General features: G+C 57.8%; 21 protein-coding genes, 1 tRNA gene and 1 pseudogene. 10 read left to right on the forward strand and 13 right to left on the reverse strand.

Translation table 11 applies throughout. The annotated features are described in order from the left end of the window. Positions 1 to 10: 10 nt before the first annotated feature. Genes F8N62_RS21050 through rfbB form a run of 7 tightly spaced genes read right to left on the reverse strand, consistent with a single transcriptional unit; the run spans position 11 to position 7,089 of the window. Entirely contained in the window at positions 11 to 466 is a 456-nt protein-coding gene (locus F8N62_RS21050; protein ID WP_150712484.1) for a YiiD C-terminal domain-containing protein, read from the reverse strand. Positions 467 to 493: 27 nt separating this feature from the next. Continuing rightward, positions 494 to 1,885, reverse strand: coding sequence for a sigma-54-dependent transcriptional regulator (locus tag F8N62_RS21055; RefSeq protein ID WP_150712485.1), 1,392 nt, complete (start codon positions 1,883 to 1,885; stop codon positions 494 to 496). After that, on the reverse strand, positions 1,882 to 3,690 hold the full coding sequence (locus F8N62_RS21060) for a sensor histidine kinase (protein WP_150712486.1): 1,809 nt from the start codon (positions 3,688 to 3,690) through the stop codon (positions 1,882 to 1,884). The genes F8N62_RS21055 and F8N62_RS21060 overlap by 4 nt, the downstream gene beginning before the upstream one ends. Positions 3,691 to 3,726: 36 nt before the next feature. Further along, positions 3,727 to 4,596, reverse strand: coding sequence for a dTDP-4-dehydrorhamnose reductase (rfbD, locus tag F8N62_RS21065; RefSeq protein ID WP_150712487.1), 870 nt, complete (start codon positions 4,594 to 4,596; stop codon positions 3,727 to 3,729). Next, the gene (gene rfbC, locus F8N62_RS21070) at positions 4,593 to 5,138 is read right to left on the reverse strand and encodes a dTDP-4-dehydrorhamnose 3,5-epimerase (protein WP_150712488.1); all 546 of its coding nucleotides are present in this window, start codon (positions 5,136 to 5,138) and stop codon (positions 4,593 to 4,595) included. The genes rfbD and rfbC overlap by 4 nt, the downstream gene beginning before the upstream one ends. Then, positions 5,135 to 6,010 (reverse strand): glucose-1-phosphate thymidylyltransferase RfbA, encoded by an 876-nt coding sequence (rfbA, locus tag F8N62_RS21075; protein WP_150712489.1) that lies wholly within the window; start codon positions 6,008 to 6,010, stop codon positions 5,135 to 5,137. Before rfbA ends, rfbC begins: the two co-directional genes overlap by 4 nt. Further along, entirely contained in the window at positions 6,007 to 7,089 is a 1,083-nt protein-coding gene (gene rfbB, locus F8N62_RS21080) for a dTDP-glucose 4,6-dehydratase (protein WP_150712490.1), read from the reverse strand. Before rfbB ends, rfbA begins: the two co-directional genes overlap by 4 nt. A gap of 177 nt (positions 7,090 to 7,266) precedes the next feature. On the opposite strand from rfbB, the gene F8N62_RS21085 reads away from it, so the two are divergent. From F8N62_RS21085 to F8N62_RS21105, 5 genes are all read left to right on the forward strand, one after another. Beyond that, entirely contained in the window at positions 7,267 to 10,179 is a 2,913-nt protein-coding gene (locus F8N62_RS21085) for an aminotransferase (protein WP_150712491.1), read from the forward strand. Positions 10,180 to 10,493: 314 nt separating this feature from the next. Further along, positions 10,494 to 11,372 (forward strand): N-carbamoylputrescine amidase, encoded by an 879-nt coding sequence (gene aguB / locus F8N62_RS21090; RefSeq protein ID WP_150712492.1) that lies wholly within the window; start codon positions 10,494 to 10,496, stop codon positions 11,370 to 11,372. A 4-nt stretch (positions 11,373 to 11,376) separates the two neighbouring features. Then, positions 11,377 to 12,483 carry an agmatine deiminase gene (aguA, locus tag F8N62_RS21095; RefSeq protein ID WP_150712493.1) on the forward strand — a complete coding sequence of 369 codons (1,107 nt, stop codon included), beginning with the start codon at positions 11,377 to 11,379 and terminating at the stop codon, positions 12,481 to 12,483. Between the two features lie 234 nt (positions 12,484 to 12,717). Beyond that, positions 12,718 to 12,930 carry a hypothetical protein gene (locus tag F8N62_RS21100; protein WP_150712494.1) on the forward strand — a complete coding sequence of 71 codons (213 nt, stop codon included), beginning with the start codon at positions 12,718 to 12,720 and terminating at the stop codon, positions 12,928 to 12,930. Positions 12,931 to 13,421: 491 nt separating this feature from the next. Continuing rightward, complete coding sequence (locus F8N62_RS21105) at positions 13,422 to 14,714, forward strand: OprD family porin (RefSeq protein ID WP_150712495.1); 1,293 nt, start codon at positions 13,422 to 13,424, stop codon at positions 14,712 to 14,714. On the opposite strand, the gene F8N62_RS32080 is transcribed toward F8N62_RS21105, so the two are convergent. Next, positions 14,693 to 14,815, reverse strand: coding sequence for a hypothetical protein (locus F8N62_RS32080; RefSeq protein ID WP_263597225.1), 123 nt, complete (start codon positions 14,813 to 14,815; stop codon positions 14,693 to 14,695). The genes F8N62_RS21105 and F8N62_RS32080 overlap by 22 nt on opposite strands. Before the next feature lie 229 nt (positions 14,816 to 15,044). On the opposite strand from F8N62_RS32080, the gene F8N62_RS21110 reads away from it, so the two are divergent. The 5 genes from F8N62_RS21110 to F8N62_RS21130 all read left to right on the forward strand — a co-directional run bounded on the left by F8N62_RS21110 (position 15,045) and on the right by F8N62_RS21130 (position 17,450). Beyond that, positions 15,045 to 15,335 carry a type II toxin-antitoxin system RelB/DinJ family antitoxin gene (locus F8N62_RS21110; protein WP_150712496.1) on the forward strand — a complete coding sequence of 97 codons (291 nt, stop codon included), beginning with the start codon at positions 15,045 to 15,047 and terminating at the stop codon, positions 15,333 to 15,335. Continuing rightward, complete coding sequence (locus F8N62_RS21115) at positions 15,301 to 15,615, forward strand: type II toxin-antitoxin system YafQ family toxin (protein WP_150712497.1); 315 nt, start codon at positions 15,301 to 15,303, stop codon at positions 15,613 to 15,615. Before F8N62_RS21110 ends, F8N62_RS21115 begins: the two co-directional genes overlap by 35 nt. Before the next feature lie 207 nt (positions 15,616 to 15,822). Next, complete coding sequence (locus F8N62_RS21120; RefSeq protein ID WP_138963756.1) at positions 15,823 to 16,044, forward strand: tautomerase family protein; 222 nt, start codon at positions 15,823 to 15,825, stop codon at positions 16,042 to 16,044. Then, a complete protein-coding gene (locus F8N62_RS21125; protein ID WP_150712498.1) occupies positions 16,041 to 16,697 on the forward strand; it encodes a DsbA family oxidoreductase in 657 nt (218 codons plus the stop codon). Before F8N62_RS21120 ends, F8N62_RS21125 begins: the two co-directional genes overlap by 4 nt. Positions 16,698 to 16,739: 42 nt before the next feature. Beyond that, the gene (locus tag F8N62_RS21130; protein ID WP_150712499.1) at positions 16,740 to 17,450 is read left to right on the forward strand and encodes an SDR family NAD(P)-dependent oxidoreductase; all 711 of its coding nucleotides are present in this window, start codon (positions 16,740 to 16,742) and stop codon (positions 17,448 to 17,450) included. A gap of 239 nt (positions 17,451 to 17,689) precedes the next feature. Here F8N62_RS21130 and F8N62_RS21135 read toward each other — a convergent pair whose 3' ends face one another. The 5 genes and pseudogenes from F8N62_RS21135 to F8N62_RS21155 all read right to left on the reverse strand — a co-directional run bounded on the left by F8N62_RS21135 (position 17,690) and on the right by F8N62_RS21155 (position 22,290). Continuing rightward, a complete protein-coding gene (locus F8N62_RS21135; RefSeq protein ID WP_150712500.1) occupies positions 17,690 to 18,055 on the reverse strand; it encodes a DUF6124 family protein in 366 nt (121 codons plus the stop codon). A gap of 850 nt (positions 18,056 to 18,905) precedes the next feature. Next, a complete protein-coding gene (locus F8N62_RS21140) occupies positions 18,906 to 20,372 on the reverse strand; it encodes a PIN-like domain-containing protein (protein ID WP_150712501.1) in 1,467 nt (488 codons plus the stop codon). A gap of 24 nt (positions 20,373 to 20,396) precedes the next feature. Further along, positions 20,397 to 20,657, reverse strand: a pseudogene (locus tag F8N62_RS32175) (integrase); the annotation flags it as partial. A gap of 160 nt (positions 20,658 to 20,817) precedes the next feature. Continuing rightward, positions 20,818 to 21,975, reverse strand: coding sequence for an AAA family ATPase (locus F8N62_RS21150; protein ID WP_150712503.1), 1,158 nt, complete (start codon positions 21,973 to 21,975; stop codon positions 20,818 to 20,820). A gap of 239 nt (positions 21,976 to 22,214) precedes the next feature. Continuing rightward, a tRNA-Thr gene (locus F8N62_RS21155) sits at positions 22,215 to 22,290 on the reverse strand. Positions 22,291 to 22,383 lie beyond the last annotated feature (93 nt).

A 22,383-nucleotide genomic window follows, 5' to 3' on the forward strand; every position in this document is an offset into this window, starting at 1 on the left:
ATTTTTTGCGTTACCGGTGCAACACGAATTGCCCGGAAAATTTCACGGCTTCTTCATCGCTCTCGGCATTCACAATCCGCGAATGCAACGTCAACCGCGCTCGTCCATAGCGCTGATACATCGCCAGAAACTTTTTCCACACCGCTTCACTCGGTGCCTGACAGATCGCAATGGCGTCCATGGTCACCGGCAGCGGGTAGCTGATCTGCCCTTCGTGGATCACGATGTGCCCGTCTTCGATCCCTTCCTCGCGCAGGCGCAAATGCAGCCAGCCCCAACCCGCCAGTACGGCGCCGCAATACAAGCTGCCGCCGAACATGGTGCTCTTGTGATTGACGTTGGCTTCCAGCGGCAGGTGCAAACGCAGTTGCCGGTCATGCCAGTCGAGCACTTTGACGCCCATGGCCTGCGTCAGGGGAATGTCGCGGTGCAGAACTGATTCCAGGTGACGACTGTCGCGATTCATGAGGGGCCTCTAGGTTGAAGTGACGGCTCAGTCGAGTTCATCAGTGTGGCTGGCGCCGCTGTCGGCGAAGTTCAGCCCGTGCTTGCGCAGTTTGTCGTGCAAGGTTTTGCGCGGAATGCCGAGGGCTTCGGCGAGGCTGCGTACGGAGCCGTGCGAGCGCGTCAGTTCGGCGGCAATCAACGATTTCTCGAAATTTTCCACCTGCTCGCTCAAGCCGCCACTGACCACTTCGACCATCGTGCCGGCCCCGCCATCGGGCGCGTTGTTGTCCAGCGCCAGTTCCAGGCCGAGGGCAAAGCGTTCGGCAGCGTTTTGCAATTCGCGCACGTTACCCGGCCAGGTGTGTCGCAGCAGCAAGGCGCGTTGCCCCGGCTGCAGTTCATGGGGCGGCAAGCCGTGGCGGGCGCTGGCTTCATCGGCAAAATGCTGGAACAACATCAGCGCGTCTTCACCGCGTTCGCGCAATGGGGGAATGCGCAGCGGCGCGACGTTCAGGCGGTAATACAAGTCGGCACGGAAGCGGCCCTGATCGGCAGATTGACGCAGGTCTTCCTTGGTCGCGGCGATGATGCGGATGTCCAGCGGGATCAGCTGATTGCCGCCCAGACGCTCGACCACCCGCTCTTGCAGCAAGCGCAGCAATTTCACCTGCACGTCCAGGCTCATGCTTTCGATTTCATCGAGGAACAGCGTGCCGCCATTGGCGAATTCAAACTTGCCGATGCGGCGTTTTTGCGCGCCGGTAAAAGCCCCCGGCTCATGTCCGAACAATTCGCTTTCCACCACCGATTCGGCCAGCGCTCCGGCGTTGATCGCCACGAACGGGCCGTTACGCCGACTGGATAAATCGTGCAGCGCCCGGGCCACGACTTCTTTGCCGGCACCGGTTTCGCCGAGGATCAGCACGTCGGCCTTGGTCGCCGCCAACGCACCGATCTGCTCGCGCAGGCGCAACATCGGCGCCGATTGGCCGACCAGGCGGGTGCTCAATTGGTTGCGATCGCTGAGAGCCAGGCGCAGGCTGCGGTTGTCCAGCACCAACCGGCGCAACGCCAGCGCGCGGCGTACGCTGTCGAGCAACGCATCGCTGGCGAAGGGTTTTTCGAGGAAGTCATACGCCCCGGCGCGCATCGCTTGCACTGCCAGCGGCACATCGCCGTGCCCGGTAATCAGCAGCACCGGCAGCTCCGGGTCCTGGGCGTGCAGTTCGCTCAGCAGTTCGAGGCCGTCCATGCCGGGCATGCGGATGTCGCTGACCACCACGCCCGGCCAGTCGCGTTCCAGTTGCCCGGCCAGGCCCTTGGCTTCGGCCAGCGGGAGGATTTTCAGACCGGCCAGATCCAGCGTCTGGCTCAAGGCTTGACGCAGGTGGGGATCGTCGTCGATCAGCACGACCTGAATGCGGTTGTCGATGGTCATGCACTTCGGTCCTCGGACGGTTGCAGGCTTACGCCCGGTGCGCCGGCGCGCAGTTTCAGGGTAATCAGGGCGCCCCCTTCCTTGTGGTTGGCGAACGACAGCTCACCACCAAAGGCGCGCATCAGCGTTTCGCAAATCGCCAGCCCCAAACCCAGCCCCTGGGTGCGGGTCTTGGTGGTGTAAAAGGGCTCGCTGGCACGACCGAGGGCTTCCATGCAAAACCCCGGGCCGTTGTCGCGAATGTACAGAGTGACGCCTTCGGCCGTGGATTGGGCACTCAACCAGAGTTTACGCGGCGGGCCTTTTTCCGTCAGCGCGTCGAGGGCGTTGGCCAACAGGTTGCCGAGCACCTGACGCAGGCGGGTTTCGCCGGCCTCGACCCACAGCGCCGCCGCCGGCAGGTCGCGGATCAATTCCACTTCCATGCTCCGTCGGCGCTTGGCCAACAGCGCCAGCGCGTCATCCAGCGCCGGTTGCAGCGCCACGCTTTCCGGGGCGTGGCGGTCGCGCCGGGCAAAGGCGCGCAGGTGCGCAATGATCGAGGCCATGCGCCCGGTCAGTTCGCTGATCAGCTTGAGGTTGCCCCGCGCATCGTCGGTGCGCTGATGATCGAGCAGCACTTCGGCGTTTTCCGCGTAGCTGCGGATCGCGGCCAGCGGTTGATTGAGTTCGTGGCTGATGCTGGCCGACATGGTGCCGAGCGCCGAGAGCTTGCCGGCCTGCACCAGATCGTCCTGGGCGCGGACCAGTTCCTGCTGCGCGTGTTCGCGCTCCAGCACTTCCTGTTTCAGGCGGCGGTTGAGGCCTTCGAGGTCGCTGGTGCGCTCGGCTACGCGGGCCTCCAGCTCCCGGCGAGCCTTGGCTTCAAAGGCGATCCGTTCCAGGTAGTGGCGACGACGTTGCATCATCAGGCCCAGCAACAACATCAACACCAGCAGCGTCGCACCACCGATGGCGACCACCGTGCGCACCGGGCGATCGATCAGGGTGCGGGGCGCGAGAATGCTGACGCTCCAGCCGGTTTCGTCGATCTGCCGGGTCTGCGTCAGCCAGGCGTTGGGGGTGAGGTTTAACGGCTGCGGATCACGGGTCGGGTAAGGTTGAATCGCGGTGATCGCCTTGCGCTCGGCATCGGTCAACGGCCGGGTCGAGCCGAACCGCCATTCCGGCCGCGACGTGAGAATGACCACGCCGTTGTGGTCGGTCACCAGCAGTTGCTCCGGGGTTTTGCCCCACAGGCTTTCGGTGTGGTCGAGGTCGACCTTGACCACCAGCACGCCGAGTATTCTCTCGCCGTCGCGCACCGCCGCAGCAAAGAAATAACCGCGTTTGGCCGAAGTGGTGCCCAGCCCGAAGAAGCGCCCGAGCCGTCCGGCCATGGCCTCGCTGAAATACGGGCGGAACGAAAAATTGCGGCCGACAAAGCTGTCGTGTTTGTCCCAGTTGGACGCCGCGAGCGTCTTGCCGCGGGTGTCCATCAGGTACATGACTTCGGCACCGGTCTGCGCGCTGATGTTTTTCAGCAGGCGGTTGGCGTTGCCTTGGGTCACCCCGTCGTCGGGAGCCCCGAGCACGCTGCGCAGGGCGGGTAGTTCGCCGAGGATCTGCGGCAGCACTTCATAACGGTGCAGGGTGCCCAGCAGGTTGGCGACGTACAGGTCGAGGGTCTGACGGTTCTGCCCCGCCAGTTCGCTGCGGTAGTAACGCTCGGCCAGGTGCTCCAGCGGCCACAGCAACGGCGCCAGGCACAGCGCGAGCAGTGCGAGGCTGCGCCAGCGGGGTCTGCGGGGGAGGGTCGGGGTCATGAGCATCAGGCGCCTGGGGGTACAGGCGCATTATGCCTAGGCTTGCCCGGCAAGACACTCGCGCAGCGCTGTTTGCCAGTCCGGCTGACTGACGCCCCATTCGCGCAGCAGCAGTGAGCAATCCAGCCGCGAGTTCAGCGGGCGTGCGGCCGGTGTCGGGTATTCGCTGGACGGAATCGGCAGCAAGTTGGCGCAAGGCTTTCCTTGGTCGCGCAGCGCTTCGCCAATGGCCTGGGCGAAACCGAACCAGGACGTTTCACCTTGGGCAGTCAGGTGATAGGTGCCCCAGGCGCCAGTTTCGCCGGCCTGCCAGCGCTCGATCAGGGCGAGGGTGCTGTTGGCGATCGTGCCGGCCCAGGTAGGCGCTCCGATCTGGTCAGCAACGATGCGCATCTCCGGTTTTTCTTGCAGCAGACGTTGCATGGTCAACAGGAAGTTGTGGCCGTGGGCCGAGTAAACCCAACTGGTGCGCAGGATCAGGTGCTGGCCCTGTACGGCGCTGATAGCCCGTTCGCCCGCCAGTTTGCTCTGGCCGTAAACGCCCAGCGGGTTGGTCGCGTCGGCTTCGGTGTACGGCGCGCTTTTGCGACCGTCGAACACGTAGTCGGTGGAGTAGTGAATCAGCGGAATGCCGAGCGCCAAGGCTTCTTCAGCCAGAATGCCCGGCGCCTCGGCGTTGACCGCGAACGCGGTCAGCGGATCGTTTTCAGCCTTGTCGACTGCGGTATACGCGGCGGCGTTGATGATCAGGTCGGGACGGACCTGCCGCACCTGCTGACGAATCTGCCCGGGTTGAGACAGGTCAAGCTGACTCCGCCCTGGAACCACTACCTCGCCCAGTACACCCAGGCGCTTTTGCAACTCACTCGAAACCTGTCCATGTTGACCGCTAATAAGAATTCTCATGGAAACAGATCGATCTCTTGCAAGGTTTTGCCTAGTTTATCTTTGGCCGACAGTTGCGGGGCTTCTTCCAGTTCCCAATCGATGGCGAGGGTCGGGTCGTCCCAACGGATACAACGTTCGGCGGACGGGTTGTAGTAGTCGGTGGTCTTGTAGAGAAATTCGGCGAAGTCACTCAACACCGCGAACCCGTGGGCAAACCCTTCCGGCACCCACAGTTGACGGCGGTTTTCTGCGGACAAACGCACCGCCACCCACTGGCCAAAATTCGCCGAGTCGCGACGAACATCGACGGCCACATCCAGCACTTCACCGGCGGTCACCCGCACCAGTTTTCCCTGGGTGTTTTCCAGTTGATAGTGCAGGCCGCGCAGCACGCCTTTTTGCGAGCGGGAATGGTTGTCCTGAACGAACTCGCGCTTCAGGCCCGTCGCGTCTTCGAACGCCTTGGCGTTGAAGCTTTCGTAGAAAAAGCCGCGCTCGTCGCCGAAGACCTTGGGCTCAAGGATCAACACTTCCGGCAGCGCGGTTTCAATCACCTTCATTGTCCACCCTCAGCCAGTTTGTAGAGGTACTGACCATACCCGGTCTTGCCAAAATACTTGGCGCGTTCAAGCAAATGTTCGCGGTCGATCCAGCCTTTTTCGTAGGCGATTTCTTCGAGGCAAGCGACTTTCAGCCCTTGGCGATGCTCGATGGTCTGCACGTACTGAGACGCTTCGAGCAAGCTGTCGTGGGTGCCGGTGTCCAGCCAGGCGAAGCCGCGACCGAAACGCTCGACTTGCAGGTCGCCACGCTTGAGGTAGGCATTGTTGACGTCGGTGATTTCCAGCTCGCCGCGTGGCGACGGCTTCACAGCCTTGGCGATCTCGATCACGTCGTTGTCGTAGAAATACAGGCCGGTGACGGCATAGCTGGATTTCGGGACTTTCGGCTTTTCTTCAATCGACAGGGCGCGGCCTTCGTCGTCGAAATCAATCACACCGAAGCGCTCCGGGTCTTTGACCCAGTAGCCGAACACGGTGGCGCCTGACGGGCGATTGACCGCGTTATTCAATTGTTCGCTGAAACGCTGACCATGGAAGATGTTGTCGCCGAGGATCAGGCACACCGGGTTCTTGCCGATGAATTGCTCACCAATCAGAAACGCCTGGGCCAGGCCATCCGGCTTAGGCTGTTCGGCGTAGCTGAACTGCACGCCGAACTGACTGCCATCGCCCAGCAGGTTGCGATATTGCGGCAGGTCCTGCGGGGTGGAAATCACCAGGATTTCCTTGATGCCGGCCAGCATCAGCACCGAGATCGGGTAATAGATCATCGGTTTGTCGTAGATCGGCAGCAGTTGTTTGGACACGCCCAGCGTGATCGGGTGCAGACGTGTGCCCGAACCCCCGGCCAAAACAATTCCTTTCATCATGCGAGCAACTCCTTGGTGTTGATGGCGCCCAGTCGTTCACCCTGATAGCTGCCGTCCTGAACGCGACGGCACCACTCCAGATTATCCAGATACCACTGAACGGTTTTGCGCAGGCCGGTCTCGAAAGTCTCTTCGGGCACCCAGCCCAGTTCGCGCTCAATCTTGCTGGCATCGATCGCGTAGCGCAGGTCATGGCCAGGACGATCCTGGACGAAGGTGATCAGGTCGGCAAAGTGCGCGACGCCTTCAGGCTTGTGCGGCGCCAACTCTTCCAGCAGCGCGCAAATGCCACGTACCACGTCGATGTTCTTCTGCTCGTTGTGCCCGCCGATGTTGTAGGTCTCGCCGACCACGCCTTCGGTGACCACTTTGAACAGCGCGCGGGCGTGATCTTCGACAAACAGCCAGTCGCGAACCTGCAGGCCGTTCCCGTAGACCGGCAGCGGTTTGCCGGCCAGGGCGTTGAGGATCACCAGCGGGATCAGTTTTTCGGGGAAGTGAAACGGCCCGTAATTGTTCGAGCAATTGGTCAGCAACACCGGCAGGCCGTAGGTGCGCTGCCAGGCGCGGACAAGGTGGTCGGAGGCCGCTTTGCTCGCCGAGTAGGGCGAGCTTGGCGCATAGGGCGTCGTTTCGGTAAACAGGTCATCGACGCCGTGCAGGTCGCCATAGACCTCATCGGTGGAGATGTGGTGGAAGCGAAACGCGCTTTTTTCCGGCTCGGCCAGGGTTTGCCAGTAGGCGCGGGTTGCTTCCAGCAGGCTGTAAGTGCCGACGATATTGGTTTGAATGAAATCCGACGGACCGTCAATGGAACGGTCGACGTGGGATTCCGCCGCCAGGTGCATGATCGCGTGGGGCTGGAAACGTGCCAGGACTTCGCTGACGGTCGCCTGATCAACGATATCGGCCTGGACGAATTCGTAGCGCGTGTCAGTGGCGATGCTGGTCAGCGATTCCAGATTGCCGGCATAGGTCAGTTTGTCGAGATTGAGCACTTCGTGCTCTGTGTGTCGGATCAGGTGGCGAATCAGGGCAGAACCAATGAACCCGGCACCGCCGGTGATGAGAATTCGCATGTAGGCCAGCCTTTATCTGTAAGACGATTGAAGCAAATGAGCATAGCTTGTCGGCAGTAGAGGGGTGGTGCAAGAGGGTTGTGTCGGCTATTTGAGTTTTGCCCCTTTAACAGGGGGTTGATTATCCACCGACGCGGTGGCGATATAGGCGCCTAATACCATTTCAGGGGTCGTTGTATGCCGCTCGCCACGTTGATTCATCGCGCCAGTTTGCCCAGCCCGCAGGTGTCTGCGACGCAAGCGCTTGAGCTGCTCGAGGGGCATTACGGGCTGAGCGGAAGGTTGCAGGCCCTCGGCAGTCAGCAGGATCTCAACTACCGGGTCGACAGCAACGAGGGGCGTTTCGTCCTGAAAATCTGCCGTGGTGATTATTCGGCGCTGGAACTGCAAGCCCAACACGCCGGGCTCAAGCATCTGGCGCAGCACTCGGGTGTACCGGTGCCGCGCGTGATTGCGGCCCGGACGGGTTCCGACCTGCTTTCACTGGAAGTCGGTGGACAAGCCGTGCACGTGCGCCTGCTCGAATACATCGAAGGCCAGTCGCTCACCCATCTGGACCATCTGCCCGGTTCCGTGGTGGCCGGTTTCGGCCGGCTCTGCGGTGAAATGGACCTGGCGCTGGCCGATTTCGACCATCCGGGCCTTGAACGCACCCTGCAATGGGACGCTCGCCACGCCAACGCGTTGATCGCGCATCTGCTGCCGGTGATTAAAGATGACGCGCAGCGCGTGTTGATCGCACAAGTGGCCGAACAGGCCGAGCGGCATTTGCAGCCGTTGGTCGGCAAGCTGCCAGTGCAGGCCATTCACATGGACATCACCGATGACAACGTGGTCTGGCAGCGCGATTCGCAACGCCAGTGGCAACTTCAGGGCGTGATCGACTTTGGCGACCTGATCCGCACCTGGCGCATTACTGATCTGTCGGTCACTTGTGCGGCACTGTTGCACCATGCCGGTGGCGATCCGTTCTACATAGTGCCGGCGGTCCAGGCGTATCACGCCGTCAATCCGTTGCAACATGAAGAGCTGCTGGCGCTGTGGCCGTTGATCGTCGCGCGGGCGGCGGTGTTGGTACTCAGCGGTGAGCAGCAGGTGAACATCGATCCGGCTAACCAATACAGTCGCGACAACCTGACCCACGAGTGGGAGATTTTCCGCGTGGCGACGTCGGTGCCGTTGGCGTTGATGGAAGCGGCGATCCTCACGGCCGTCGGCCACAGCCTGCCAGACATCGGCAGCGAAGGTTTTGCGCCGTTGCTGCCGAGCCTGGTGGGGCGTGAATTTGCCTTGATTGACCTGGGGGTGCTCAGCCCGCATTTCGAGGCCGGAAACTGGGAACAGCCAGGGATCGATCAACGGCTGTTGAGTGAAGCGGCTGCGGCGCATGGCTTGGCGGCCAGCCGTTACGGACAGTACCGTTTGTCCCGCACTCAGCCGGACAGCGCCAGCGAACCGGACACCTGCCCGTTGCATGTGGAGTTGCGAGTGCCTGACGGCACGGCGGTGGAATCGCCGTTTGCCGGGGTCGTCCATCAACCGGCGCCCGGCCTGTTGCAGCTGGATGGCCCGCAACTGAGTGTGCGGCTGTGGGGTGTAAAGCCTTCGCTGCACGCAGGCGCGGCGCTGGTCAAAGGCCAGGTGCTGGGAACGGTCAGCGGGCCGTTGATCGTGCAGTTGTGCCGAGGCGCTGCGTTCGATGCGCCGTTGTTTTGCACGCCATCTCGCGCGGCGGCCTGGCAAGCGCTGTGCCCGTCACCCGCGGCGCTGCTGGGGCTGGCGTGTGACGCCGAGGCCGAGCTCGATGCGCAAACGCTGCTGGCGCGCCGCGACGCCAGTTTTGCCCGCACGCAAAAGCACTACTACGTCGACCCGCCGCGCATCGAGCGCGGCTGGCGCAATCACCTGATCGACATGCAGGGCCGCTCCTACCTCGACATGCTCAACAACGTTGCAGTGCTCGGTCACGGCCATCCACGCATGGCGGCGGTGGCGAGCCGGCAGTGGTCGTTGCTCAACACCAACTCGCGGTTCAACTATGCGGCGGTTGCCGAGTTTTCCGAGCGGCTGCTGAAGTTGTCGCCCGATGGCATGGACCGCGTATTTCTGGTCAACAGCGGCAGTGAGGCCAATGACCTGGCGATCCGTCTGGCATGGGCCTACAGCGGCGGTCGCGACATCGTCAGCGTGCTTGAGGCCTATCACGGCTGGACGGTGGGCGCGGACGCGGTCTCGACCTCGATTGCCGACAATCCCAAGGCGCTGAGCAGCCGTCCGGACTGGGTGCATCCGGTCTCCGCGCCAAATACCTATCGCGGCGAATTCCGCGGCCCCGACAGTGCGCCGGATTACGTGCGCAGCGTTGAACACACCCTTGCGAAAATTACCGCGCAAGGCCGCCCGTTGGCCGGTTTTATTTGCGAGCCGGTGTATGGCAATGCCGGCGGCATCTCGCTGCCGCCGGGTTATTTGCAGCAGGTCTACGGGTTGGTTCGCGCTAAGGGCGGCGTGTGCATCGCCGACGAAGTGCAGGTCGGTTACGGGCGCATGGGCAACTTCTTCTGGGGCTTCGAAGAGCAAGGCGTGGTGCCGGACATCATCACCATGGCCAAAGGCATGGGCAACGGCCAGCCGCTGGGTGCAGTGATCACCCGCCGGGAAATCGCTGAAGCGCTGGAGGCCGAGGGTTATTTCTTCTCATCGGCCGGTGGTAGCCCGGTCAGTTGCCAGATCGGCATGGCGGTTCTGGATGTGATGGAGGAGGAGAAGCTCTGGGAAAACGCCCAGGTGGTGGGCGGGTATTTCAAGGAGCGCCTGGAAGCGTTGATCGATAGCCATCCGCTGGTGGGCGCGGTGCATGGCTCGGGTTTCTATCTGGGCGTTGAATTGATCCGCGATCGGGAAACGCTGGAACCGGCGACTGAAGAAACGACAGCGTTGTGTGATCGTCTGCGGGAGTTGGGGATTTTCATGCAGCCGACCGGTGATTTCCTCAACGTTCTCAAAATCAAGCCGCCAATGGTCACCTCGCGCCAGAGCGTGGATTTCTTTGTCGACATGCTGGCGAAGGTGCTCGCAGAAGGACTGTGAGTCGGATGTCCACTTCCCTGTAGGAGCTGTCGAGTGCAACGAGGCTGCGATCTTTTGATCTTGTTTTCAAAGCAGCATCAAAAGATCGCAGCCTCGTTGCACTCGGCAGCTCCTACGGTGATCGCCTAAGACGGATTATTATCGGTGATTAAAGTATAAATATTCTAAATCTAGGAATTAATTGCTTTTAAAGCCGATTTTTATCGGATATAAAGTCGCCATTGCCGCGACGCGTCTCATCACGCCCGGCGCTTCCCGTTTCTGTCATCGGTCGATGCCCCACTCGACCCACAGCACTTGCCCGGAGATGATTCATGAGCCGTATCGTTACCGTCGCCGCCACCCAGATGGCCTGTTCCTGGGACCTTGAAGCCAACCTCGAAACCGCTGAAAGGCTGGTCCGCGACGCTGCGGCCAAAGGCGCGCAGATCATCCTGATCCAGGAACTGTTCGAGGCACCGTACTTCTGCCAGAAGCCGAACGCCGATTACCTGCAGTTGGCGACCACGGTCGAAGACAACGTCGCCATCAAGCATTTCCAGAAAGTCGCCAGGGAACTGCAAGTGGTTTTGCCGATCAGCTTTTACGAACTGGCTGGCCGCGCGCGCTTCAACAGCATCGCGATCATCGACGCCGACGGCTCCAACCTCGGGATTTATCGTAAAAGCCACATCCCGGACGGCCCCGGCTACCACGAAAAGTACTACTTCAACCCCGGCGACACCGGTTTCAAAGTGTGGAACACCCGCTACGCAAAAATTGGCGTGGGCATCTGCTGGGATCAGTGGTTCCCGGAGTGCGCGCGCAGCATGGCGTTGCTCGGCGCGGAAATTCTGTTCTACCCGACCGCCATCGGCAGCGAGCCGCACGACAAGACCATCTCCTCCCGTGACCACTGGCAGCGGGTGCAACAGGGTCATGCTGGCGCGAACTTGATGCCGCTGATCGCCAGCAATCGCATCGGCAACGAAGAGCAGGACGGCTACGACATCACGTTCTACGGTTCCTCGTTCATCGCCAACCAGTTCGGCGAAAAGGTCCAGGAACTCGGCGAGACCGAAGAAGGCGTACTGGTTCACCGCTTCGACCTTGACGAACTGGAGCACATTCGCAGCGCCTGGGGTTCGTTCCGTGATCGTCGCCCGAACCTATACAATGCGATCAAAACCCTCGACGGTTCCCTGGAGTCCTGACCGCATGACCACTTTAAACAGCACCCCGCGCGCCGACGGCTTCTACATGCCCGCCGAGTGGGCGCCACAAACCCAGACCTGGATGATCTGGCCCGAGCGCCCGGACAACTGGCGCCTGGGCGGCAAACCCGCGCAAGCCGCGCACGTGGCCGTGGCCAAGGCCATCGCGCGTTTTGAACCGGTGACCGTGGCGGTTTCCGCCGGCCAGTACGAAAACGCCCGTGCCCGACTCGATGTGCCGAATATTCGTGTGGTCGAGATGTCCAGCGACGACGCCTGGGTTCGCGATACGGGCCCGACATTTGTCATCAATAACAACGGTGAAGTCCGCGGTGTGAACTGGGATTTCAATTCCTGGGGCGGCTTTGACGGTGGCCTGTATTCGCCGTGGAACCGTGATTCGCAAGTCGGCGGCAAGATCCTCGAAATCGAGCGCAGCCAGCGTTATCGCACCGAGGGCTTCGTGCTCGAAGGCGGTTCGATTCACGTTGATGGCGAAGGCACCCTGATCACCACCGAAGAATGCCTGCTCAACCGCAATCGCAACCCGCACCTGACCCGTGCTGACATCGAAGCGGTACTCAGCGCCCATCTGGCTGTGGATAAAATCATCTGGCTGCCAGACGGTTTGTTCAACGACGAAACCGATGGTCATGTGGATAACTTCTGCTGCTACGTGCGTCCCGGTGAAGTATTGCTGGCCTGGACTGACGACCCGCAAGACCCGAACTACCCGCGCTGTCAGGCCGCGATGAACGTGCTGCAAAGCAGCACCGACGCCAAGGGCCGCCCGTTCACCGTGCACAAGATGCCGATTCCGGGGCCGCTGTATGCGACCGAAGAAGAGTGCGCCGGTGTCGACCCGGTAGACGGTACCCAGGAGCGCAATCCGTCGGTGCGTCTGGCCGGTTCCTATGTGAACTTCTTGATCGTCAACGGCGGCATCATCGCGCCGAGCTTCGACGATCCTTTGGACGGCCCTGCCAAAGAGATTTTGCAGAGCCTGTTCCCGCAGCACGAAGTGGTCATGGTGCCTGGACGCGAACTGTTACTGGGCGGCGGTAACATCCACTGCCTTACCCAACAGCAGCCTGCGCCGCATAAAGAGTGAGTGGAGATGTAACAGGCTGAGTTGACTGCATAAATCTTCTTTCCTTTCACCGCGTGCACAAAGCCCGCAGCCCATTGGGACTGCGGGCTTTTTTGTCTCCGCCTGTCGACCGTCGCAACACATTGGCACAGCTCTTGTATCTCTCCTGATGCAAAACAGGGAGGGGAGAACGGCGATGTTCTGTCATAAACCTTGGATAAGTTAGCCGCTCACACACCAGGAGAGAGCGCGGAAATGAACGCCGAAGTGAATGTAGTGAGCGAGCGGGCGTTGCATCCCCTGGCAGTAAACAGCGATTCGCTCCAGGTCCTGGCGCACTGGTTGAAATCCAATGGAACGCGTCAGATCAGAAAACCTGATCCGCGCCGGATGATGATCGAGCGCTACCCCGCTGGTTTGTTCAGCGAAGCGGAACTGGATGCGTTGCGGGATGTGATGGAAGGATAAGAAGAATAAACAACGGATTGATAAAAGCGCTGCCGGGATGGCGGCGCTTTTTTTATGGGTGCAGGGAGAGGGCAGCGTCGGTTATGCCGTTCGGGTCAGAAGATCGCAGCCTGCGGCAGCTCCTACAGAGCCCGGCGTTGGAGCTGCCGCAGGCTGCGATCTTTTTGATCTTGCCGTTAAAAACTATAAATTCGATCCTGCCCTGGCTGCACGGCCGGCCACAGAGCCGGGCCAGCGCCCTCCGTCCTGATTTTGCCTTAGACAATTTTTGTCTATCTTCAGACGATTCATGAAATTGACACAGGGTTCCGGGCGCGACTAGGATTCGCCCCAACGCCTGTGGCTAACCGCCATGACTCAAAAATAATAAGAAGGCCCGCCGCGATTTTTCGTGGGCGGGCCTTTTTGTTTCGGGTGAAAAAAGAGTGCGATAGCGTCGTTTCCGCGGTTCGACACAGCGCGTATCAACCCGCAATAAGGAAAAAAATAAAATGTTGAATAAGCGAATCAGCCTGATCGCTCTGGGGATGTTGAGCGCTACACAGGCCATGGCTAACGACCAGGCCGAATCCAAGGGTTTTGTTGAAGACAGCAGCCTCAAAGTGCTGCTGCGCAACGCCTACATCAATCGTGACTACAAAGACGGTCGTCCGGACAAAGCCGAGTGGGGCCAAGCGGCGATCGGTACGTTCTCGTCCGGTTTCACCCAGGGCACCGTCGGTGTGGGTGTGGACGCTTTTGGCCTGTACGCATTGCGTCTGGATGGTGGCAAAGGTCGCACCGGCGCGCAAGGCATCGACTTCTTCGTCAAGGGCGATCACGGCACCAGCGACGCCTCCGAAGACTTGGCCAAGGGCGGCGCAGCCGTCAAATTCCGTGTCTCCAACACCGTGTTGACCTACGGTGATCAGATGCCGGCCCTGCCGGTGCTGAGCTACGACAACGGGCGCCTGCTGCCGGAAAGCTACACCGGTACCCTGATCACCTCGAAAGAGATCAAAGGTCTGGAACTGAACGCTGGTCGCTTCACCGCCGAATCGCGCAAAAGCGCTGAAGGTCGTGACAGCGGTGGCCTGAAGTCGATCAACGTATTGGGCGGTAGCTACCAGTTCACCGAACAGTTCAAGGCTGCGGTGTACGCGTCCGACGTTGAAGACGTGTTGAAAAAACAATACGTGAACGCCAACTACGTGGTCCCGATCGACAAAGATCAGTCCCTGACCCTGGACTTCAACGGCTACCGCACCAAGCTGGAAGATTCCTACGTGCGCGAAAGCGGCGCCACCGGCGACGACAACAAGATCTGGAGCCTGGCAGCGACCTTCGCCACCGGCCCACACTCGTTCACTCTCGCTCACCAGCGCAGCACCGGCGACAGCAACCTGGGCTACGCCTACGGCGGCTATCAGAAGGATCAAGGTCGCGTCGGCGATGGCGGCAACACCATCTACCTGGCGAACTCCTACTGGTCCGACTTCAACGCCGAAGACGAACGCAGCTGGCAGCTGGGCTACGGTCTGGATTTCAGCACCTTCGGCGTTCCAGGTCTGAGCTACAACGTGGCTTACGTGCGCGGCGACAACATCACCACTTCCACCAGCGAAGGTGGCACCGAGCGCGAAATCTTCAACCAGTTCAAATACGTCGTGCAAGGCGGCCCGGCCAAAGACCTCAGCGTGAGACTGCGCAGCTCGGTCCTGCGCGTTTCGCAGAAGTCGAGCGAGTACAACGTCAGTGGTAACGAACTGCGTGTGTTTGTGGATTACCCGATCAACGTTTTCTGATGATGGATTGCGGTATCGAGGCCTGATTCAAGGCTGAGGAAGAAGAAAGCCCCGACTGGTTCGGGGTTTTTTTTCGGCTGTGAATTGGCGTTCAGGCTCATCGGCTTTTTCCTTCGTTTTGCCGGGACCATTCCCATGAGCGAATAGGATCAGGCTGATTTTCATCCCAAGCTCAATCGATTGAAATGCAGGACGAGAAATTTAGCTGACATTGACCACCCTTAGTTATTGAGGCCGTCCATCACGCTGAAGTTGACCCTCACGATCCCGCTCACCCACAATGTTCGAGGTAGCGCCAATGTAGCTACAACTCACCAAGAGGTTATTAACATGAGTGCATTGCTGAAAACCACGGACGTGCGTTGCCGCATTGATGAGGATTTGAAGGCGCGTGCTACTGAAGTCTTGAGCGCTTGCGGCCTGAGCATCAGTGATGCCATGCGACTTTTTCTTCGTCAGGTCGTGGCGACTCAGGGTTTGCCATTTGAGGTCCGCGTTCCTTCGGAAAAAACCGCCCGCGCCATGGTGCAAGCACGCGAAATTCGCCAGCGGTTCGATTCGATAGACGACATGCTGAGGGATGCTGATGGCGAAACCGGAGAAAAAGCGAAAACGCGCTGAGCTGCCCAGGCAGTGCTCGCAAACATCGGAATTCAAGAAGTCTTGGGAGCGTTACAAGCGCGCCGGACGCCGTGACATGAATGAAGTTCGCCAAGTGATGGTCATGCTTTTTCTGGGTGAGGAGCTACCGCCGGAATATCTGGATCATCCTCTATCGGGCGATTGGAGTGGTTTTCGAGAATGTCACATAGGCGGCGATTTCTTAATGATTTATCAACACGCGCGGCCCGATCTGGTGACGTTTGTTGATCTTGGAAGCCATTCCGAATTGTTCAAATGAGATACAGATAGCCCTGACTGGCCCGGGGTTTCTCCGTTGAATCAACAAGCGACTCAAGCGGTTAAAGAGTGACACTTCACCACATCCATTACACCGCGTAACTAATGATGTTCCCGCCCCCACCTTTATCCCCTGCCTGCTTACTTCTACATTGAGCTCCAACACCTACCCATCATCCCGATGAGCAGGTCACTGGAGATTTTCCTCATGCCTTTTGTAAGCGTTCGCATCACCCGCGACGGCGTTACCTCTGAGCAGAAAGCTCAGGTGATCGCTGAAATCACTGAAACACTGGAACGCGTCCTCAAAAAGGACCCGCACCTGACCCACATCGTGATCGAAGAAGTCGACACCGATAACTGGGGCTACGCCGGCATCACCACCACCCAGTACCGAAAGCAGCTGGCTGAAGAGGAGGGCAAGTCGTGACGGCGTCGGTTTCCATCGATTTCATCTCTGACGTGGTGTGCCCGTGGTGCGCCTTGGGTGCAACGGCGCTGGAGCAGGCAATCGAAAACGTGGCGGGTGAAGTCTCGGTCGAGCTGACCTACAAGCCGTTCGAGTTGAACCCGAACATGCCCGCCGAAGGCGAGAAAGCCGTCGAGCATTTGATGCGCAAATACGGCCGCACCGCCGCAGACGTCGCCGCCGGTAAAGCGATGCAGATCGAACGCGGCGAGGCCCTCGGTTTCACCTTCGATCTGGAGAAACGCAGCCACTTCTACAACACCTTTGATGCACATCGGTTGCTGTTGTGGGCATTGCAGGAAGGGCGCCAGGTCGAGCTGAAAAAGATCCTGCTAAGCGCTTACTTCACCGACGGCCAGAACCCGAGTGACCGCGAGACGCTGGTTCGACTGGCCGCCGAAGCGGGGCTGGATGCAGCGGCGGCCCAAACGGTATTGGCGTCCGGAGCATTCGCCGAGGAAGTACGAGCGCTTGAAGCGTTTTACCAACAGCGCGGCATCAATTCGGTCCCGGCCATGGTCCTCAACGGTCGCCACCTGGTGTCGGGTTCGCAATCGGTCGAGTACTACGAACAAATGTTGCGACAAATGGCGAAGGAACCCGCCGAAGCCTGATTCATTAGTTTTCTAAACCATCATTATTAGTAGAGGTTCATCATGAGCAATTCGAAAAAAGTCATCGTTATCACAGGCGCCTCCCAAGGTCTCGGCGCAGGCATGGTCAAAGCTTTCCGTGATCTGGATTACAAAGTGGTCGCCACTTCGCGTTCGATCAAACCGTCTACCGATCCGGACATCCTCACCGTCGCTGGCGACATCGGCGACCCGGCAGTCGCACAACAAGTCATTCGTGAAGCCATCGCCCGTTTCGGCCGTATCGACACCTTAGTCAACAACGCCGGGATCTTCGTTGCCAAACCCTTCACCGCCTACACCGCCGAAGACTATGCCGCAGTGCTCTCGGTGAACCTGAATGGCTTCTTCTACATTACCCAGCTCGCAATCACCGAGATGGAAAAGCAGGGCAGCGGCCACGTCGTCAGCATCACCACCAGTCTGGTCGACCACGCGATTGACGGCGTGCCGTCGGTACTGGCTTCGCTGACCAAAGGTGGTTTGAACGCGGCGACCAAATCCCTGGCCATCGAATACGCCAAGCGTGGGATTCGGGTGAACGCGGTTTCCCCAGGCATCATCAAGACGCCAATGCATGGTGAAGAAACCCACGCAGCGCTGGGCGCTCTGCACCCGATGGGGCACATGGGCGAGATCAGCGACATTGCGAATGCGGTTGTGTACCTGGACAGCGCCAATTTTGTCACTGGCGAAATCCTGCACGTGGATGGTGGGCAGAGCGCGGGTCACTAAGACTCAGTTTTACCAATCGCGTGCCTAGTCCTGAAATATGTTTACACCGCATTCCCCTGTAGGAGCGAGCTTGCTCGCGAAAATCTTAAGGTCATCAGGGGCATCGGTTTTTACGCATTATCGTTCAAGACCACCGCGAGCCAGCTCGCTCCTACAATGTCCGCGGAAACAACAAAGCCCTCGTATGAGGGCTTTGTCTTGCAGGGACGAAAATCAATCCGACGCTGTTCTGCCGCGTTCTATCCAATGGGGTCGAGGTGGTCCAGTGCACGGTTCACCGAAATTTCAATCGAGGAGATGATCAGGTGAACGCCCAGCAGCGTGTTGCGACTTGGCCCGGTTTCTCGGTCTGCCTGATCCATGATCATCACGCAGGCAGAGGCCAGCGCCTCGCTTGAAAAGCCAAGCAGATCTTGAACATCGACATCAGGGTTGGCGATAAACATCGTGGAAGGCGTGCGCGGGGTGGCTCGGATGTGGGCGAAGGAGGCTCGGTATTCATCGTCATCGCGTGGGGTGGCTTCGTCGAGCGGTTCGGTTTTGGGGCTTTCGTTGGCGGATGCGGTGTGGGCTGCATCCGGGGGGTTGGGAGTTACTTTAGGCATGAGATCGTTACCCTATTGGGTGCCAATCATTTCGCTGCTAAACGAAAAGGGTGGCAGCTGCACGCAGGTTAGCAGACCGGGGAACGTCTCAAAGCCGGCGCGCCCGAAGGCGCCCTGCGTACAGCCACCATCAAACCCCAGGCATAAAAAACCTGAGTGATGGATGCACGTGCAAAAGACAAACCCCGAGCTGCTAAACCCGACCACTGATGAGCAGTGGCAGGTCAACGATAGAGCCCGAGGTAAAGCCGCACAAGCCGGCGGATTCTGAGGTAACCGTAGGCAACGCCGCAAGGTTTTGTAGCTTTCAGGACGTGACGCGGGAAGGGATTAAACAAGCGTCGTTGAGCGAGGGATGCGTCCGACATGAAAGATGTTCAAGGGCGCATTTCCACCGAACACTGAGGGAATTTCCGACATTTTTTCGGTTTGCCGGTCGGTTCAGCGCCGCTACGTGGCTAACTCCCTTTTTATGGATACGCCATAATTATTGCCAATTCATAATTCTGCATAAAGGTCGTTTTGAAGGGCGAGCGACCAGTAGGGGCCATGTAGGGCGGGCAGGCGTTGTTTTTTGAGAGGACGTGGCAGTGCCGAAAATTTCAACACTCCAGAAACAACAAAGCCCTCACATTTCTGCGAGGGCTTCGTTTTGTATGGTGCCGGCACCAGGAGTCGAACCCGGGACCTACTGATTACAAGTAAGTTGCTTTGTCCTTTAAAATCAATTGGTTGAGGTTATTTCTGTTACGTGCTGAGCAGACGCATTGTCAGTGTAGTCGTCCTCACAAAAGCACTTGTTACGTGCCTGACGACGGGGGCCCTACGACATCGACAATCTACTCTCACATCATTCCACATCGGGATCCGACTTGAATTTCGAAAATCTGCTTGGGTAGCCACGATGGTGCAGTAAAACTCGGAACTTATCTTGGAAGAACTCGCCTACGTATATTTCGGTGATAGGGTTTTGCTTTAACATAAACTCAATTCTTTCTCTTAGTGTTAGCATTTGATCATTTCTAAGAAGATATTCGGTTTCAAGGTCATCTAAAATAAATAACACGGTGAGTGCTGAAAGCTTTCCATCGAGCACTTGGAAAAGAGCTTTTCTAACCCTAGTGGGAATCTGAGTGCTTTCAATGTCTCCGCTGACTTGTAATCCTCGGCTGAGTATGTAGCCATGTTTGCCTTTGGGTGTTGAGGCTATAAATTCCGGACTGCCTGTTGGGTTCGGTAAAAGATTTTGAACAGTCCTGGATAACCAATGGAATAACATATTTTCTTGATGTGTTATGTCGATTTCTTTTCTAAAGTGTTCGTGCCTATACAATGTCGTTAAAGAGTTCTCCATATCATTGTTATACGCTTTAGGATACGCGTGGTCGGCGTCGAATTGTGCGACCTGCTCAATTTCCGCGACCGATTCCGTTGAGACTTTTGCTTTGGAGTATTTGTTCGCGTGTTCAACGAATTGCACTGAAGAATACATCCAGAATAGTTCTACTTCCCCCTCTCGCTTAATTTCCCGCATCAGTTCGGGATGAGGGCCAATAGTTTTACCCTGCTCTCGCCACCACCAATCCTCCTTGCGATCCGCAGTGATAAAGAGGACTTTTTTGACCTTGGTCTCCTTGACGTGATGGAGTAGCTGCTTCCACAAAATCAGGTCGCCAAACTTTCTCTGGTACTTTATATGGTCGTATATAAAGTATGCGTCGTTTGGATTCTTATCTTTGTCGCTATCAGCAAATCCTGGAGGAATTTTGTTATTAAATCGCTCCTCGCCGTCAGAAACTAACGCATCGAGATCTTGTTGGGATGACGGTGCGCTACCAACCTTTTGATCCAAGAGTAGATCGAGTTTTTGTCGGACAACATCTGTTGATGAAACGTCCAGCTGGGAGTTATGTATAGCGGTGATAGCGTCAATGAGCTTTTGGTTCGAACGTTCGAGTTCATCCAGTAGTGGCTTAGACTCAATTCCAAGGCCACGCTTGTCAATCTGTAGTCCTTCCACCTTGCTTTTTACTTGACCTACTACATTCTGCGCCGCTGACAATGCCTCTTCGGTGGATTTCCTCTCATTTGCAATAACGGTTAATCTGCCGCGTTGAAATTCGAGGCCAACCTGATGAGGAATCCAGAGGCGATCTTTCAGTAACTCTAAAACTCCAATTAGCTCGTCTCTCGCTAAAGTCGGTAGTCGATATAAGTTTAATAGAACGTTTGTGTCGAGGACAAAGAGAGCGTCTTTCCATAAGACTTCATATTGCTCTGTAGTAGGAGCGTAGTAACCGGTGAAGCTGCTCTTCATATAAAGCTCCTATCCATTTTCGTTTTATTCACCTGAAGGCGAGACGATGGGAATGCTGTGGTCGTAGACATCCATCATCTTCGCGTCACGGTGACCGCTTGCTTCCTGTTTTTCTGCCCTGGTGCCGATCGTGTCGGTAATTCCGCGCCGCTTCAAGTCATGCAAAGCAAAACGATCCTCCTGATCAATGTTTCCATCTGCAATCGCTAACGTGATGAATAGTTGCCACGCAGTGTCGAGGCTAGTTTTCCGCAGTGGGCCACCGTGGCTGGCCACGATGATGAAGGAGAAAAGGTGACTGATTTGTTTTTTGCGTGTGAAAATTAATTTGTCCCCTTCCCACTTTTAGGCGCGCCAATCTGATTCACGAATCCGTATGGAGTGAAATGCCTCTGCCGGTGGCGCTCCAAACACCGGCTTCACCAACCCATGATCAACCACCACTCTAACTCCCCTCAATCAAAGCCCGCTCTTCCAGCCAAATCTCTTGAACAAACTGATCCGTAATCGCGTAAATCCCGTGTCCGCGCCGCATGATGATGTTCTCCGCTACCAGCGCAATGACCACCGGTTGAATCTCTTCAACCCGCACCTCTCGCCCCACTGACTTTGAATACTCAGCCGCTGCGTCGATGGAGAAAATGCCTCGTGCATCGCCTTCCGTAGACGCGATTTTGTTGAAAATGGCTTGAGCCAGACTACCCAGTTGCTCGACTTTTTCCAGCTCAATACTCGCCGCCGCCGAGCGTAAGGTGCTGGCGATGACGGGTAGAAATAGGTCGGGCTCACCCTCCTGCTGTAGGAGTTGGCGTAGTGCTTTGAGCATTTCCTCAGGTCGATTCCCCAAGGTGTTGAACGCTTCGATAGCGGCTTCGAGGGACGGCAGTTTTTCCTTCTGCACGGTCATGGCGAGTCGATTGAGCAGGAACTCAACGTAATCACCTTTCAGCAACGGATAGGCAGCTGAGGTGGCACCGGAAAACGCGTGGTTGCGTTTGGCGGTTAGTTCGCTCACTTGCGCCCTGTGGGAGCCGGTTCCGATAAACAGGAAATAGCCTGGCGTATTCGGGCGAGGGTTGATTGCATCGCGAGCGGCCTTGAGTGCCAACAGCAGCTGATTGCCGTCGTCGGACGAAATGGCGTGTTGCACTTCGTCGATGATTAACACCAAATCGGTTTTCGCTTGATCGACAACCTCTGTAAGCGCATGCGCCAGTGTCGGGCCGTCGGCGTTGCCAATGCTGTCGAGTTTGAACCCGAATTTGAATCCTGCGGCGCCTACATCAACATTGCTGACGCGCTTGAACATTTCCAGGGCAGAGGAGCCCGGCGTTTGCAGATCTTTCAGTGTTTTATGGATGGCGTTGTGCACGAGGGTTGCAGGGTTGGCCAGCGTGTCGCTCCATAGGTCGACATAAATGACCAGAGCGCCGGCTTCTTCCAGGGCAGGGATGAGGTCATTTCTAAGAAATGTCGTTTTGCCGGTGCGACGCAGGCCAGACAGAAACAGGCCTGAGCGCAAACCTTCATCGAGCACGCCAGGATTGAGAAGCTGATTTGCCATTGATTCAGCCAGTTCAGGGCGCTGAAATATGCTGCTCATGCAATTATCCCTCTTTATGGATACGCCATAATTATTGCCAGTTCATAATTTAGCATAAAGATCGAACGTGGACGGTTGGTCCAATAAGTCGAGGTATTCGAGGGGTGGAAAAGCGAGCGAAGCGTCTGTCGCAGTGGGGCGGGGATGGGTTGGGTTTCAGAGAGGGCGAGGCGTCGACAAAATGTGCACACCCCAGAAACAACAAAGCCCTCACATTTCTGCGAGGGCTTCGTTTTGTATGGTGCCGGCACCAGGAGTCGAACCCGGGACCTACTGATTACAAGTCAGTTGCTCTACCAACTGAGCTATACCGGCGTGTTAGGGCGACGATTATAGCGATTGGGTTGGTTCTGTAAACCCCTGAATTCAGACTATTTTTAAGCAGCTGTCAGACCAGCTCCGCAGATG

It is taken from the genome of Pseudomonas fluorescens, assembly GCF_902497785.1.
Lineage (GTDB): Bacteria > Pseudomonadota > Gammaproteobacteria > Pseudomonadales > Pseudomonadaceae > Aquipseudomonas > Aquipseudomonas fluorescens_BO.

What these genes read in the sequence shown, in the direction of transcription:
- F8N62_RS21050 (WP_150712484.1), bottom strand. Translation starts at nt 466, where the DNA reads ATGAATCGCGACAGTCGTCACCTGGAATCAGTTCTGCACCGCGACATT.
- F8N62_RS21055 (WP_150712485.1), bottom strand. Translation starts at nt 1,885, where the DNA reads ATGACCATCGACAACCGCATTCAGGTCGTGCTGATCGACGACGATCCC.
- F8N62_RS21060 (WP_150712486.1), bottom strand. Translation starts at nt 3,690, where the DNA reads ATGACCCCGACCCTCCCCCGCAGACCCCGCTGGCGCAGCCTCGCACTG.
- rfbD (WP_150712487.1), bottom strand. Translation starts at nt 4,596, where the DNA reads ATGAGAATTCTTATTAGCGGTCAACATGGACAGGTTTCGAGTGAGTTG.
- rfbC (WP_150712488.1), bottom strand. Translation starts at nt 5,138, where the DNA reads ATGAAGGTGATTGAAACCGCGCTGCCGGAAGTGTTGATCCTTGAGCCC.
- rfbA (WP_150712489.1), bottom strand. Translation starts at nt 6,010, where the DNA reads ATGATGAAAGGAATTGTTTTGGCCGGGGGTTCGGGCACACGTCTGCAC.
- rfbB (WP_150712490.1), bottom strand. Translation starts at nt 7,089, where the DNA reads ATGCGAATTCTCATCACCGGCGGTGCCGGGTTCATTGGTTCTGCCCTG.
- F8N62_RS21085 (WP_150712491.1), top strand. Translation starts at nt 7,267, where the DNA reads ATGCCGCTCGCCACGTTGATTCATCGCGCCAGTTTGCCCAGCCCGCAG.
- aguB (WP_150712492.1), top strand. Translation starts at nt 10,494, where the DNA reads ATGAGCCGTATCGTTACCGTCGCCGCCACCCAGATGGCCTGTTCCTGG.
- aguA (WP_150712493.1), top strand. Translation starts at nt 11,377, where the DNA reads ATGACCACTTTAAACAGCACCCCGCGCGCCGACGGCTTCTACATGCCC.
- F8N62_RS21100 (WP_150712494.1), top strand. Translation starts at nt 12,718, where the DNA reads ATGAACGCCGAAGTGAATGTAGTGAGCGAGCGGGCGTTGCATCCCCTG.
- F8N62_RS21105 (WP_150712495.1), top strand. Translation starts at nt 13,422, where the DNA reads ATGTTGAATAAGCGAATCAGCCTGATCGCTCTGGGGATGTTGAGCGCT.
- F8N62_RS32080 (WP_263597225.1), bottom strand. Translation starts at nt 14,815, where the DNA reads ATGAGCCTGAACGCCAATTCACAGCCGAAAAAAAACCCCGAACCAGTC.
- F8N62_RS21110 (WP_150712496.1), top strand. Translation starts at nt 15,045, where the DNA reads ATGAGTGCATTGCTGAAAACCACGGACGTGCGTTGCCGCATTGATGAG.
- F8N62_RS21115 (WP_150712497.1), top strand. Translation starts at nt 15,301, where the DNA reads ATGGCGAAACCGGAGAAAAAGCGAAAACGCGCTGAGCTGCCCAGGCAG.
- F8N62_RS21120 (WP_138963756.1), top strand. Translation starts at nt 15,823, where the DNA reads ATGCCTTTTGTAAGCGTTCGCATCACCCGCGACGGCGTTACCTCTGAG.
- F8N62_RS21130 (WP_150712499.1), top strand. Translation starts at nt 16,740, where the DNA reads ATGAGCAATTCGAAAAAAGTCATCGTTATCACAGGCGCCTCCCAAGGT.
- F8N62_RS21135 (WP_150712500.1), bottom strand. Translation starts at nt 18,055, where the DNA reads ATGCCTAAAGTAACTCCCAACCCCCCGGATGCAGCCCACACCGCATCC.
- F8N62_RS21140 (WP_150712501.1), bottom strand. Translation starts at nt 20,372, where the DNA reads ATGAAGAGCAGCTTCACCGGTTACTACGCTCCTACTACAGAGCAATAT.
- F8N62_RS21150 (WP_150712503.1), bottom strand. Translation starts at nt 21,975, where the DNA reads ATGAGCAGCATATTTCAGCGCCCTGAACTGGCTGAATCAATGGCAAAT.